Source organism: Stenotrophomonas sp. PS02289 (assembly GCF_029960115.1).
Classification (GTDB): Bacteria; Pseudomonadota; Gammaproteobacteria; order Xanthomonadales; family Xanthomonadaceae; genus Stenotrophomonas.
Map to the genome: position 1 here is coordinate 1 of NZ_JASCOZ010000024.1, position 14,111 is coordinate 14,111.

Below are 14,111 nucleotides of genomic sequence, written 5' to 3' on the forward strand. Positions count from 1 at the left end.
CGTTTCCAATTCGCGCCCCCCGACCTGACTCCCGTGCCGCCGCCCCCCCCGCCCACCCCGGGCGCGGCCGCGCCGGTACCGGTGACCCTGAAGGAAGCGCGCATGGGTCTGGCCGGCACGCTGAAGCAGTGGGCCGCGGTGGGTGAGGCCTCGGTCGAGCGCGAGCAGCAGAGCGCCGACCTGCAGTTCGACATCCGCGGCAGCGACCAGGCGGCACAGATCAAGCAGCTGCAGGCCAAGACCCCGGGCGGCACGCTGGACGCTACCGGCCAGGTGGCCTGGGCTCCGCAGCTGGACTGGGACGTGGCCGCAAAGCTGGCCGGGTTCGACCCGGGCTATTTCGTGCCGGGCTGGGACGGACGCCTGTCCGGTTCGCTGGCCTCCAAGGGCCGGCAGGTGCCGCCGCCGCCGGGCAGCGCGCCCGGCACCGCAGCGACCTATGAAGCGACTGTGGACGTGCCCGGGATCAAGGGCACCCTGCGCAGTCGTTCGGTGGACGCACAGGGCCGCTTTGCCATTCGCGGCGCGCAGGGCGAGGGTGACGTGCGCCTGGCCGTCGGCAACAGCCGCCTGACCGCCAAGGGCAGCGTCGGCGACCGCCTGGACGTGCAGGCACAGCTGGACCCGGTGCAGCTGGATGACCTGCTGCCCGGCAACAGCGGCACGTTGCGCGGCTCGGTGCAGGTGCGCGGACCGCGCACCGCGCCGGACATCACCGCCGATCTGGTCGGCAACGGCCTGCGTTACGGCGATTACAGTGCCGAGTCGGTCAGCCTCAAGGGCCGACTGCCGTGGCAGGGCGACAGCGGTACGCTGGCGCTGCAGGGCACGGCGGTGCAGGTGGGGATGCTGCTCGATACGCTGAGCGTGAATGCGAGCGGCAGCGTGTCCAACCTGCGGCTGGACGCGCAGGCGCGCAACGAACTGGGCGCGGTGGCGCTGCAGGGTGGGGTACGTCAGCAGGGCAGTGCGTGGCGCGGCGATGTTTCGCAGTTGAACATCGCGCCGGTCAAGGGCGACGCCTGGAACCTGCGCGGCCCGGCGACGTTCGCAGTGCAGGGCAGCACCTTCACTCTGAGCGACACCTGCCTGGGTGCGGCGACCGGCGGCGCGCTGTGCGCCAGTGCGAACTGGCCGCGCGACGGGCTGGTGGTGCGCGGTGATGCCTTGCCGCTGGCGCTGGTGCAGCCGTGGCTGCCGCCACAGTCGGGCCGACGCATCCATCTGCGCGGCGAAGTGACCATGGATGGGCGGATCCGGCCGCGTGGCAATGCGTGGGAAGGCAGCGTTCGGATTGCCTCGCTGGAAGGCGGCATCCGCCTGGGCGACAACGCGCGTGGCGAACTGGTGCGCTATGACCAGTTCTCGGCGAGCGTGGAGATGACGCCGGCGCAGATCGTGGGCAAGCTGGGCGTGGGTTTCCAGGGCAACGGCTTCGTTGACGCGAAGTTCCAGACCGGTTGGGAGCCGAGCGCGCCGCTCAATGGCGAGCTGTACCTCAACATGTCGCGGTTGTACTGGCTGGAGCTGTTCTCGCCGGACATCGTGCGGCCGACGGGCCTGATTGAAGGCCACGTGAGCCTGCGCGGCACGCGCGGGCAGCCGTCGCTGGGCGGCGATGCGAAGCTGAGCAACTTCAAGGGCGAGTTCCCGGCGCTGGGTCTGACCTTCGACCAGGGCTCGGGCAGCTTCGTCGCGCAGCCGGACGGGTCGGCGAAGATCCAGGCGCAGGCGAACTCGGGCAAGGGCACGTTGTATGTGGACGGCGGGTTGTCGTGGTTCGGCGACGCGCAGCCGCTGCAGCTGCACATCCACGGCGAGAACGTACTGCTGTCGAACACGCCGGAACTGCGGATCGTGGCCAACCCGGACCTGGACTTCACGCTGGCCAAGGAAGCGATGCAGCTGCGCGGTCAGGTGCACGTGCCGGAGGCGGACATCGACCTGGAGCGCCTGGACCGTGGCACGTCGGTCTCCGAGGACGTGGTGATCCTGGACCCGGCAGACCCGGAAGAAACCCCGACCTCGCCGCTGGACATGGACCTGACGGTGAGCCTGGGCGACAAGGTGAACATGGCCGGCTTCGGCTTGAAGGGCGGTCTGGGCGGCAAGATGCAGGTATGGGCGCGACCGGGTCGTGAGATGACGGCCAACGGTGCGCTGGAAGTGCGCGGGCGTTACAAGGCGTACGGCCAGGATCTGACGATCACGCGTGGCAACCTCAACTGGAACTACAACGCGGTGAGCGACCCGCGCATCAACATCCGCGCGGAGCGTCGGATTGGCGATGTGACGGCGGGCATCGACGTCACGGGACGGGCGCAGTCGCCGCGCGTGGACGTGTGGTCGGAGCCGGCGATGTCGCAGTCGGAAGCGCTGGCCTACCTGGTACTGGGCCGCAGCCTGACCAACGCGAGCAGCGACCAGACGCAGCAGGTGACGGCGGCCTCGGCTGCGTTGTCGGCGGGCAGTGGCCTGCTGGCGTCGCAGCTGGGCGCGAAGCTGGGCCTGGACGACGCGGGCGTAAGCCAGTCGCGCGCGCTGGGCGGATCGGTGATCGGCTTCGGCAAGTACATCTCGCCGAAGTTGTACATCGGCTACGGCGTGTCGATGGTGGGCAGCGGTTCGGTACTGACACTGAAGTACCTGCTGCGCCGCGGCTTCGACCTCGAACTCGAATCGAGCACGGTAGAAAACCGAGGCTCCCTCAACTGGCGGCGCGAGAAATAACCTCGCGCCTGGCACCGCATCGATGGCTATGCGATTGCAATGATCCGTAGAGCCGGGCTCTGCCCGGCTGCTGTTGGTTCCTGGCGAACAGCCGGTGGTCATCGGTTCTCTGTGTTGGCGGCTCGGGATGGGCGTTCCGGGGGACGCCGTGAATCCATCCATGGAGGCTCGGTCGCCGCATCCATGCGGCTCACGCCCCCTCCAGCCCACCCCAATCCGCCACGACAAATGGTCGGTGGCCAACGGAAATCAAAACCCAACGGCGTCGCTGGCGCTGGACCTGCTTCTGGCTTTGGCTCTGGCTTGGTAGCGTCGGTCGACAGACGACGGCCCTGAAACACCCCACATCCGGTAACGCATGACCCCGGATCGAAACGCGCTTCCCGCGCGAAACCATGCCAATCGCGCCACCGCAAAAATTCTGCTCCTCGACATGCGGCCACCCATCCAACGACGGCTGCGACACCCATCAAAATCCCGAATGGCCCTGTGTCACAACGCCCAATCGCGTTCCGCGATCCGATCACGTCATGCCGCGAAACGGAATCACGCGCACCGCCAACATCACGCAAAAATTCCTACATCCGCTATGGTGGCGTCTGTTGCATGGTTAGCCCAAGAGTCTGAAAGCTCTCGCATATCGAAGTAACAAAGACCGTGCCGGGAGGGTGGCGCAATACAACACCTTCGCGGAAATACGTCACGCCGTTTGGATATGCACGGCTTTCAGCCTCCCGGCTTCCCCGCCATCCCGGCGGGGAAGAATCTCCAATCGAGGCTCTCCATGCAGAAGAAAGACAAAACCCGCATCACCTACCACTGGCACACCCCGCGCAGCGTCCAGGTCCACACGCTGCGTCACGAAGGCATCGAACCCCAGCCCGGCGATCCGCTGATCCCCTGCGTAAAGCTGCGCGGCATGTGGATGGCGCGCGCAGGCATTGAACCAGGCACACGCTTGAAGGTGGAAGCCGGCCCCGGCTTCGTCATGCTCTCAACGCACGAACCCAAGATTGCGGTGACGTACCGACGTGAGGGACAAGCGCCCACAAGCAGCATGACGACGGCTGCCCGATGAACTTACGCCAGTGAATCCCTGCGTGGACGCATGCGGGGATTCACGACTGGGGAGCGCGGGTATTGCCCGCAAAGTTCATCCGCAGCTGCACCTTGGGTGCGGCGCTGCGATGCTCCAGAATCTCCAACACCTCGTAATCGGCTTTCAACCCGTCTTTGGTGATGCGCTGGGTGCGACGGATGCGCGCCTTGATGATGTCGTCCTTGGCGAACTTCACCTGGTTGAGATGAACCCGGCTGAGGAAGTCCTCATCCTGCACAACGGCATAGTAGGTAACGCCGCCGCCTTCGGTGAAGCGCCACTTGTTGCCATCCTGGAACGCGAGGGTCAGTACCTGCAAGGTATCGACGTACTCGTCGCTCTGCAGCGTTTCGTCTTCCGGGCTGGGTGCTTTGAAGTACACCGCCTCAGCGCGCTCGATGGACAGCAGCACACGCTGGACCTGGTGATCCACCACGGCGACGCAGTCGATGCCTTCGTTGCGCAGTGGATCGGTGATGACGGCCTCAAGTGCTCTACGCACCCGGTAATCCTGCAGCAGCACAAGGACGGGCTCTTCAATGTCCAGGTGCTCCCCCTCGACGTGCAGGCGTGATTTGCCCTCGCCAAGGGATTCGATGCGATCTACACCGCGACCGCGGAGCCAGCGAATGACCTGCACCATGCCGACGCCCGCGGATGTACCGATACCCAGCAGGCCAACGAGATTCAGAACGCCCGAGACTGAACCGCCATTGGCGAAATCCATTGCCTTCTGCCACAGCGACTGCGCCAGTTCCAGATCGATACCGAACGAGCCCGACTTGAACGACGCGTGGACATTCAGCGTGACCTTGGCTTGGCTGCCATTGATCAGTTCATTGGCGCGCTCGACCAGTTCACCCATGGCGAGCAGGGCAGGAGCGAGGGCACGCACCTCCATCTGGTGCTGCACCAGGGCGGGGCCGTCATAGACAAGGTGAAAGCGAGCGTGTTGAGTCATGTCCGTCACGTCAGTAGCGTTCCATCGCGGCGTGCGCAATTGCACGATGATCCGTCGGAGCGGAGTCTAACGACGCGAGCGACATCGCCCCAAGGGCGAACGTCGCGATCACCCCGTACGCGATGCGCGCCGCTGAGCACCTCAGGTGGTGTCGATCGACGAACGACGGCCCTGAATTACCTGCATCCCCGTGGGCGGCAAGCGCTAACCATTGGACCAGCGCAATCGCCGGCCTTGATACAGCAGATCCAACGTCCAGTAGAGCAGGGCCCAGGCCAGGGCCGGTGCCACCAATGCACAGGCGGCCAACATCCAGAACAGCCTGAAACCATTGATATCAAGAGGCTTGTCGCGACGGTGCCAGAAGCGGACCTGTGCTAGTCGCAACAGCTTCCAGGACAACGGCCAGCCAACCAGCATGAAAGCCGCCCCATGCCCGGTCAGCCAGGGCCACGCCAAGGCGCAGAGGGCAAGCACCAGCGGAATAAACAGTATCCGTAACCATGGATGCCGTGTTGGCACACTCTCGTCGGCACCTTGATACCGGTACAGACAGAGCTGGGTGAAGTTCACCAGCGTGATCACCGGTGGTCCCAGAAGGGCTGCCAGATACCCAACGGTCACCGTTTGCAGATCAGATCGGGTGGGGGTCTCGCCGCTCCACGCCAGCCACAGCAGGATGGTCCAGCCGATGCCGAGTGCAGTACTGAACGACAGTGACCGCAGCAATCGCGACTGCAGGCGGAATCGATGCGTGACATCGCTTTCGACCGCCATCCAGAAGTGCATCTGGACAGGATCAATGCCTTTGGGCGGCGGTAGGCCGGGCTGGCAGCCCAGCACCTCCATGATGCGGAGAATGTAGTAGGTACGCGTGGAGCGGAAGGAGGCCAGCAGATTGCGCAGATGCGATCGCGGCCGCTGCAGCTGGTCCAGCATGTCGGCAATCTCGGCCACCCCTGGGCGACCCTGGGGATTGCTGGTGAGAAGCAACGACAGAGTGAACTGCTGGGATGGCCGTTGCAGCCAGATGGCATTGGCACGCTGAGCCAACCAGTTCAGCTCATGTACGTCAACGCCTTCGGCCACCTCGTTCCATCCGAACAGTGCATACAGTTCGTACAGATTGGAGTCGCGCATGGCGACTTCGTCACGACGAAGCGCGTCGAGCAGCGCCCTGGATATCGAATCACGCGTGACCAGTGACCAGTCCTTGCTCTGCTGTTGCAGCCAACGGGGAAAATGCGCGTCCTGCGGCTGGTCGCCTTCCTGCAACACCCTGCTCAAGGCCACGAACGGTTCCGGCTGCGGGGGCAAAGGACCTCCATCCGCAGTGTGAACCTGATCTGCCGCGTCGGAGGCGGGCTGCTGCACTGAAGAGGGCGGGGTATCAGCTGCATGCATACGTGATGCGACGCCTGCAGGTGCTCCGAGCGGGAACGCCGTTGATGCCGCTTCGGGTGCTCCTGCACGGCACGCCGCCAGTGCGTCCTGATACGCGTCATGCAGCTGTTGGAAGCCCGCCGGATCTTCATCAGGGCGTGTCTGCCGAAGACGCTGCGCATAGGCGCGTTTGATCGTGCGTTCGTCTGCGTCGGGCTCCAGCCCCAACCACTCCAGTCCCCAACTCACCCGCGCTTCCTCGCATGCCCCGGCGCATTCGCCAGCGGAACCTGGTTTACTGCGTCAACCACCCAGAGCAACAGGGCAATCGCCACCGCGACCTCGCCCACCATCAGTGCGGCCGCGCCCAGCTTCACCACAGGAATGGCGACGAAGATCATCCATGGGCTGAAGCTCACCGCGAACTGGCCGCGTACCCATAGTCGAATGCCAGCCAGTGCCATGGTGCCCCACGCCAGCACACTTCCGAGCATGCGCGCATCCGCCATGTGAATGATCAACAGCGCACCAATCGCAAGTACCGGAATGAACAACAGCCTGGCGATCCAGCTGCGTGGCCTTGGATGCTCCGCGCCCACCTGCCACTGGATGAAGGCGATGACGGGCAGCAGCAGGGATCCAAACAGCAGGATCGCCGCGCTGCCGAACAGGGCAACCTCGTTGATGCTGGCGACTCCGCCGCTCCGCCGTCGCGTCGGATCATCCACCAGGCCTATCGCCCCGAGCAGGGCCAGCCAGCCGAGCGCGCACAGCAGGCTGCGCAGGAGTGCCAGCTGAAGCTTGGGCGCATTGATCTGGTTGCGATGCGCGACGGCCAGCCAGAACCCAACCTGGGCAGGTTGCATCGGCGACGGGGTCTGGGCGGCGTCCCGCACGTCCAGCATCTCCAGGGTGCGTCGCATCGCATCCACGCGCCCGGGCGGTAGTGCGTCAAACAGGCATCGCAGTCGTGATCGTGGCTGGGTAAGGCGTTCGACGCGCGCTCGGGCCTCAGTCGGTGTCACGGCGGGCCCTTCGTGGCTGAGCAGAGTGGTCAGGTCAGTCGGGTCCTTCGCCTGCAGCAGCCAGCGCCGATGCAGACGCCAGCGGCATGCGCTGGCGACGTCGGGGTCCACTCCGCCATCCAGCACGTTCCAGGAAAAGAACGCGCTGAGCTGGTTGAAGTTGCGGGCGTGGATCGCCGCGTCTGTGTGCAGTAGCTGGTGCAGCACCTCGGCACCGATCTGCGGCTTGTCGCGCAGCGACCACAACTCAGGCTGCTGCTGCAGCCAGTGTTCGAGTTCGGCCGGTGCTGCGTCCGAGGCCGCCGCGACCACGCGCTGTGCGAACGCGGAGGCGTCCACTGCAGGATCGATCACCTCGGTCTGGCGAATGGCTGGCCGCACCGGATCGTGCGGGACCACTGCTTCGGCGGTGACCGTCTCCACGGCTTCGATGGCGTCGTCGCTCGACGACGCATGCTCCGCACGCGCCTGCACCCATGCCAACGCGGCCTGGTAGGCCTCATGCAGCTCCTGGAAGCCGGCGGCATCCTCGTCGGGTCGCGTGACGCGAAGACGCTTCGCATAGGCGCGCTTGATCGTGCGTTCGTCTGCGTCGGGCTCCAGCCCCAACCACTCCAGTCCCCAACTCATGCGTTCCGATGCACCCAATGTATTCTGCCGCGGTGACGGTACAGGTCCATGCCCCAGTACACCAGCGCGGCAACCAGTGCCGGCAGGACCAGCATCGAGGCAGCCACCATGACGAACAAGGCACCGCTGCCGGTCGGTGAGGCAACGCCCTTGCGGGCGCAGCTACGCAGCTGTGCAATGCGCAGAATCTGCCAGGACAGCATCCACACGGCACCCAGTGCCAGCGGGCCGCCAAACTCCACCAGTGGCAACAGCCCGCATAGGATCAGCACCATGACCGGGACGCCCAGCGCACGCAACCAGGGATGCCGAACGCGCACCTCCTCGGGGTCCATCTGCCAGTAGTAAAGCGAGCGCTTGGCAAAGCCCAGCAGCACCAGTGCGGGCGGCAGCAGCACCGCACCGGTGGTGAACAGAAGCGTCTCCGCACTCGGCATCTGGGTCAGCCCTTCCGCCCACAGTGAGAACACGATGATGCCCAGGATCACGGCACTGATCACAGACGAGCGCAGCAGCGCCACCTGCAACGCCAGGCGGTGCGTGGGTACCGACTGCCCGCCCCAGAAGTTCGCCTGTCCTGGGTCGATGCCGTCGGGCAGGGGGATGTCAGGATGGCAGCCCAGTACCTTCATCAACGCGACCACCCGGCGCGCGCGCACAGGACGCAGCGCATCCACCAGGTTGCGCCAGCGTGGACGCGGAGTGCGCAGGGCATCCAGTGCCGATCGTACCTGGCGCGGAGTGGGGCGCGACACGTCGTAGCTGGCCATCAGCGCCGATAGTGCGGTGTTCTGCGCCGGCAGCTGCAACCAGGCTTGTCCCGCGCGCTGGACCATCCACTGCCACTGACGCGGATCCACGCCACCGCTGACATCATCCCAGCCAAACAGGCGCTGTAACGCGGTCAGGTTGTCTCCGTTCATCGCCACCTGGTCGTGGCGCAGGGCATGCAGCACGAGCGCACCGATGGCATCGCGCGTGTCCAGTGACCACTCGCGGCTGTGGTCGCGCAGCCAGTTTCGGTAGTCCAGATGGGCCGTATGGCTGCCTTCACTGAGCAGCACGGCGGCCACCGCGCGGGGATCGGGCTGCGCCGGCAAGGACAGCGGTACGCGTTGGCTGGGTGCGAACGTAGCGGGGGGCGACACCGCTGCTGCGGTCTGCGCGGACACCGGGGCCTCCCGTCGCAGCGGCGGATCCTCCAGCGCTACGTTGCCGCCGCGCTCCTGGATCGACCGGCACAGCGCCAACGCCTGCTGATAGGCGTCGTGCAGCTGCTGGAAACCGACCGGATCATCCTCAGGGCGGGTCACCTTCAACGCGCGTGCATAGGCACGCTTGACCGCCCGTTCGTCTCCGCTCGCGGCCAGTTGACGCAGCTCCCGCAGGTTGCTCATCAGAGCGTTTCCAGTTCGTCCAATGCCGTGGCAAAGCGCTTCCGGTCCTGCTCGATCCGGGCCAGATCCTGCGATTCCAGCGTATTGCGGAAGTGCGCGATCCACTCCTGCACACTGCTGCGCATCGCCACGTGCTCTTCGTACACGCGCTCGGCGCGGGTGATCAGGGCCAGGTTCTGCTGCTGTTCGCGCGGATGGATCTTCAGTGACTGCAGGCGTTCCAGACGCTCGCGGATCTCCGCGTCGTCCATCAGGCCCGGGTTCTGCTCGATCAGCAGCTCGTGGCGCTTGCCCGAGCCGGTTTCGGTGACTTCGACCTGCAGCAGCCCGTTGATGTCATAGGTGAAGCGGACCAGGACGCCGCTCTCCCCTTGGCCGGCGGTCAGCGGCACGTTGATCTCGCCCAGCTTGATGTTCTTTTCCACCATCGGACTTTCACCCTGGAACACATCGATGCGGACCTGCTTCTGGCCATCGTGCATCGGGTAAAAGCTGTCCTCGCGGCTGACCGGCACCACACTGTTGCGCGGAATGATGGGATGGAAATACCCGGCCTGGATCTGGTTGCCGACGCGATGCGCCACCTGGGTGCCCAGCGTGTACGGGCACACATCGGTCAGTACCACTTCTTCCAGGGACTCGTCGCGGCTCTTCAGCCCGGCGGCCACCGTCGCGCCCAGCGCAATCGCCTGGTCAGGGTGGATATGACGCAGCGGCAGGCGACCGAACATGCGGGTGACCAGACGCGCCACCATCGGCATGCGCACCGCGCCACCGACCAGCACGATGTCGTCCAGGTCGGACGGCTTCAGCTTGGCGTCGCGCATGGCGCGTTCGATCGGCGCGCGCATGCGCTGCAGGAGCGGCTCGGCCAGCTGGGCGAAGCCGGCTTCGTCCAGTGACCAGGTGAAGGCGTTGCCTTCCAGCTTCAGCTCCAGATCGATGCTGCGCTCGTCAGTGAGCGCACGCTTGAACTGCTCCATGCGCTGACGCAGCACGGCCAGATCCACCGGCTTGAGCCGGCTCAGCTCAATGCGGTTGCGCTGGCAAAAGGTCTTGATCAGCAGTTCCAGGAAATCCTCACCGCCGAGGTAGTTGTCGCCGGCGGTGGCATTGACCTCGACCACGCCGTCGAACAGCTCCAGGATCGACACGTCGAACGTGCCGCCCCCGAGGTCCAGCACCAGCACCCGGCCTTCGCCGGCGCGGTCGCGCAGGCCGTAGGCGAGGGCGGCCGCGGTGGGTTCATTGATCAGGCGCTCGACCTTGATTCCGGCCAGCTCGCCGGCGGCGCGGGTGGCCTTGCGCTGCGCATCGGTGAAATACGCGGGCACGCTGATCACGGCTTCCGTGACCCGCTCGCCCAGTGCCGCCTCGGCATCGGCCAGCAGTGAGCGCAGCACCAGCGCGGAAAGTTCCTCCGGACGGAAGCGGCGGTCGCCCAGCTTGGTCTCGTGGGAGGTGCCCATCAAGCGCTTGAAGGCCGCCACGCTCAGGTGTGGGTGCGTCACCAGCCGGTCCTGTGCCGGCTTGCCGACCAGCACGGTGTCACCGTCCAGGCTGACCACCGACGGGGTCAGCAGGTCGCCGTGTGCATTGGGGAACAGCTCCCCTCCCTGGGCCCGGTGCACGCCGATCAACGAATGCGTGGTCCCGAGATCTATCCCTACGATCATCTGCAATCCCCCTTGCTCAGGGGGTGATTCTAGCCAGCGGATGTCGCCCCTGACCATTGGCCGTTGCCCCCACATGCCCCAGCGGCTATGGTCCCGGGCTGTTTCGTACTGCCGGAAATGCCGATGTCCGCACGCACTGCCCTCTCCACCGCCCTGGCCCTGGGGCTGACCCTGGCCGCCAGCGCCCACGCCGATGAAGGCATGTGGATGCCGACCCAGCTGCCCGAACTGGCCAAGCCGCTGAAGGCGGCGGGCTTCAAGGGCAATCCGGCCGACCTGGCCAACGTGACCGCGCCGCCGCTGAGCGCGGTGGTCCGTGCTGGCGGTGGCACCGGTTCGTTCGTGTCGGCCGATGGCCTGCTGCTGACCAACCACCACGTGGCGATGGGCGTGATCCAGTACAACAGCTCGCCCGAGCACAACCTGATCGACAACGGCTTCATCGCCAGCGGCCGCAGCGACGAGCGCCCGGCCAACCCGGACTTCCGCGTGCTGGTCACCACCGGCTTCGACAAGGTCACCGACGAGGTGCTGGGCGAGGCCCGTGGCAAGACCGGCCGCGCCTATTTCGATGCGGTGGACAAGGCCAGCAAGCGCCTGGTGGCCGAGTGCGAAAGCGCCGGCAACGTGCGCTGCAGCATTGCCGACATGTACTACGGCACCGACTTCTACCGCATCCGCCAGCTGGAACTGAGCGATGTGCGCCTGGTGTATGCACCGCCGCGCGCGATCGGCAACTACGGCGATGAGATCGACAACTTCATGTGGCCGCGCCACACCGGCGACTTCACCCTGCTGCGCGCCTACGTGGGCAAGGACGGCAAGCCGGCGGCCTACAGCCCGGACAACGTTCCGTACCAGCCGCCCGCGCACCTCAAAATGGCGCTGGATGGCCCCAAGACCGGCGATTACGCGATGCTGGCCGGCTACCCGGGCATCACCTACCGGCACCGCACCGCCGCCGAATTCGCTGGCCAGATCGACGCGGTGCTGCCGCGCCGGGTCGACGTGTTCCAGCAGATGATCGACACCATTGAAGCGGCCACGGCCAAGGACGCACAGGCGCGCACCCGCTATGCCTCGCAGCTGCAGTCGCTGAAGAACAACCGCAAGCGCGCCGCCGGCGAGCTGGAAGGCCTGCTGCGCAGCGACGCCAAGGCCCAGCGCGCCAGCGACGAAGCGGCCATGCTGAAGGCCACCGATGCCCAGTACCAGGCCGACATCCAGGCGCTGTTCGCGTCGCTGTCGCAGGGTGCGTCGGTCGGCGAGCGCGACCTGCTGCTGGACCTGGCCGCCAGCCAGAGCCAGCTGCTGCGCTCGGCGCTGATGCTGGAGCGCCTGCGGATCGAGTCGGCCAAGCCGGACGCGGAGCGCGAGACCGGGTATCAGCAGCGCGACCAGGCCCTGATCGAGGGCACCCTCAAGCAGGTCCAGCGCCGCTATGCGCCAGCCGTGGAAAAGGCCCTGCTGACCACGCTGCTGACCCGTTACCAGCAGCTGCCCGACGCGCAGCGCGTGCCCGAGTTCGACGCCGGCTTTGGCCGCACCCCGGCGGCGCTGGCCAAGGCGCTGGATACGCTGTACGCCAGCACCACGCTGGGTGAGGAAGCGCAGCGCTTGAGCCGCTTCGCCGCCGCGAAGGAAGGCAAGGCCCTGGCCCGCGACCCGCTGATCGACCTGGCCGGCCCGCTGGTGGCCGCGCAGCTGCGCCTGGAAGACCAGCGCAAGCAGCGTGAAGGCGAGCAGCTGCGCCTGCGCCCGGCCTATATGCAGGCGCTGTTCGCCTGGCGCGCCAAGCAGGGCCGTGCGGTCTACCCGGACGCCAACCGTACCCTGCGCATCAGCTACGGCAAGGTGGAGGCGCTGTCGCCGCGCGATGCGGTGCATTTCGATCCGGTCACCACCGTGGCCGGCATTGTCGAGAAGAACACCAACGCCTATCCGTTCGACGCCCCCAAGCCGCTGCTGGCAGCCATTGCCAAGGGTGACTTCGGCAGCACGGCCGACCCGGTGCTGAAAACCCAGACGGTCAACTTCCTGACCAACCTGGACACCACGGGCGGAAACTCGGGTTCGCCGGTGCTGAATGCGCGGGGCGAGCTGATCGGGCTGAACTTCGACAGCAACTGGGAGTCGGTCAGCGCCAGCTGGTGGTTCGACCCCCGCTTCAAGCGCGCCGTGCACGTGGACATGCGCTACCTGCGCTGGCTGCTGGCCAAGGTCTACCCGGCCCCCGAGCTGTTGAAAGAGATGGGCGTTCCGGCCGAATGACGGCCCCCCGACCATGGTCGGGGCACCCTTGGGTCGCATTTGACTTCATTCCGGGGCAGACTGGCCCTGGAATCGAGTAGATGTGACAGGTACCGGGTGGCAGTGAAGGAAGACGGTCGCGGTGATCCCGCGGCCCCGCAGACGACATTGGAAGGCCTGCACGTCTGGGTAGTCGAGGACGACCCGGAGCTGTTGGCCCTGAGCGTGGATGACCTGCGCTGGCGTGGTGCAACGGCGCGCGGGCTGGACAGTGCCGAGGCGCTGTACCGGCATCTGGCCGTGGAGCGCTGCGACATCGTGGTGCTCGATATCGGCCTGCCGGGCGAGGACGGCTACGCGGTGGCCCGCCACCTGCGCGGCATGGCCGACATCGGCATCGTCATGCTCACCGGCCGTGGCAGCACCCACGACATGACCCATGGCTTGGCGCTCGGCGCGGACGTGTATCTGGTCAAACCGGTGGCCGGCGACCTGCTCGCCGCTGCATTGGTCAGCCTGCGCCGCCGCCTGCACCGTGATCGGCCGGCATCGGCGGCAGGCACGGCCCCGGCCGTTCCCGGTTGGCAGCTGCAGAGCGACGGCTGGAACCTGCAGGCCCCCAACGGCAAGAACCTGGCCCTGACCGGCGCAGAGCGCGGTTTCCTGCGCGCGCTGATGACGCCATCCAGTGCGCCGGTCGAGCGCGAAACACTGATTGCTGCCATCACTGACACGCCCTGGGACTTCGATCCGCATCGCCTGGACGTGCTGGTGCACCGACTGCGCAGCCGGGTGCAGAACGCCACCGGGCTGACCCTGCCGGTGCGCGCGCTGCGCGGGGCGGGCTATTTATGGACGGAAACCGGCACCTGAGGTGCCAGTTTCCGTTCGCGCATTCCACCTTATCCCCGCGCCGTTGGCGCGCCCCCTTTAACAAAAAGGGGGCTTTCCACCAGATGT

General features: G+C 66.3%; 9 protein-coding genes. 4 read left to right on the forward strand and 5 right to left on the reverse strand.

Annotation, left to right across the window (positions count from 1 at the left end; genetic code table 11):
* Both QMX83_RS05630 and QMX83_RS05635 read left to right on the forward strand, forming a co-directional pair.
* A partial coding sequence (locus tag QMX83_RS05630) for a translocation/assembly module TamB domain-containing protein (protein WP_282295670.1) occupies nt 1-2,730 on the forward strand: 2,730 nt, incomplete at its 5' end.
* Between the two features lie 784 nt (nt 2,731-3,514).
* Nucleotides 3,515-3,808: a hypothetical protein gene (locus QMX83_RS05635; RefSeq protein WP_282295671.1), complete on the forward strand. Its 294-nt coding sequence runs from the start codon at nt 3,515-3,517 to the stop codon at nt 3,806-3,808.
* Between the two features lie 40 nt (nt 3,809-3,848).
* On the opposite strand, the gene QMX83_RS05640 is transcribed toward QMX83_RS05635, so the two are convergent.
* The 5 genes from QMX83_RS05640 to QMX83_RS05660 all read right to left on the reverse strand — a co-directional run bounded on the left by QMX83_RS05640 (nt 3,849) and on the right by QMX83_RS05660 (nt 10,901).
* A complete protein-coding gene (locus QMX83_RS05640) occupies nt 3,849-4,835 on the reverse strand; it encodes a hypothetical protein (protein WP_282295672.1) in 987 nt (328 codons plus the stop codon).
* 159 nt (nt 4,836-4,994) lie between these two features.
* Nucleotides 4,995-6,422, reverse strand: coding sequence for a hypothetical protein (locus tag QMX83_RS05645; RefSeq protein WP_282295673.1), 1,428 nt, complete (start codon nt 6,420-6,422; stop codon nt 4,995-4,997).
* Nucleotides 6,419-7,828, reverse strand: a complete 1,410-nt coding sequence (locus QMX83_RS05650; protein WP_282295674.1) for a heat-shock protein — start codon at nt 7,826-7,828, stop codon at nt 6,419-6,421. The genes QMX83_RS05645 and QMX83_RS05650 overlap by 4 nt, the downstream gene beginning before the upstream one ends.
* A complete protein-coding gene (locus tag QMX83_RS05655; protein ID WP_282295675.1) occupies nt 7,825-9,225 on the reverse strand; it encodes a hypothetical protein in 1,401 nt (466 codons plus the stop codon). Before QMX83_RS05655 ends, QMX83_RS05650 begins: the two co-directional genes overlap by 4 nt.
* Nucleotides 9,225-10,901 (reverse strand): molecular chaperone HscC, encoded by a 1,677-nt coding sequence (locus tag QMX83_RS05660; protein ID WP_282295676.1) that lies wholly within the window; start codon nt 10,899-10,901, stop codon nt 9,225-9,227. The genes QMX83_RS05655 and QMX83_RS05660 overlap by 1 nt, the downstream gene beginning before the upstream one ends.
* Before the next feature lie 123 nt (nt 10,902-11,024).
* Here QMX83_RS05660 and QMX83_RS05665 point away from each other — a divergent pair, with 123 nt between their 5' ends.
* Nucleotides 11,025-13,172, forward strand: a complete 2,148-nt coding sequence (locus tag QMX83_RS05665) for a S46 family peptidase (protein ID WP_282295677.1) — start codon at nt 11,025-11,027, stop codon at nt 13,170-13,172.
* 102 nt (nt 13,173-13,274) lie between these two features.
* Entirely contained in the window at nt 13,275-14,024 is a 750-nt protein-coding gene (locus QMX83_RS05670; protein WP_282295678.1) for a response regulator transcription factor, read from the forward strand.
* Nucleotides 14,025-14,111: the final 87 nt, after the last annotated feature.

Coding starts and splice junctions, on each gene's coding strand:
- QMX83_RS05635 (WP_282295671.1), top strand. CDS start 3,515: ATGCAGAAGAAAGACAAAACCCGCATCACCTACCACTGGCACACCCCG.
- QMX83_RS05650 (WP_282295674.1), bottom strand. CDS start 7,828: ATGAGTTGGGGACTGGAGTGGTTGGGGCTGGAGCCCGACGCAGACGAA.
- QMX83_RS05655 (WP_282295675.1), bottom strand. CDS start 9,225: ATGAGCAACCTGCGGGAGCTGCGTCAACTGGCCGCGAGCGGAGACGAA.
- QMX83_RS05660 (WP_282295676.1), bottom strand. CDS start 10,901: ATGATCGTAGGGATAGATCTCGGGACCACGCATTCGTTGATCGGCGTG.
- QMX83_RS05665 (WP_282295677.1), top strand. CDS start 11,025: ATGTCCGCACGCACTGCCCTCTCCACCGCCCTGGCCCTGGGGCTGACC.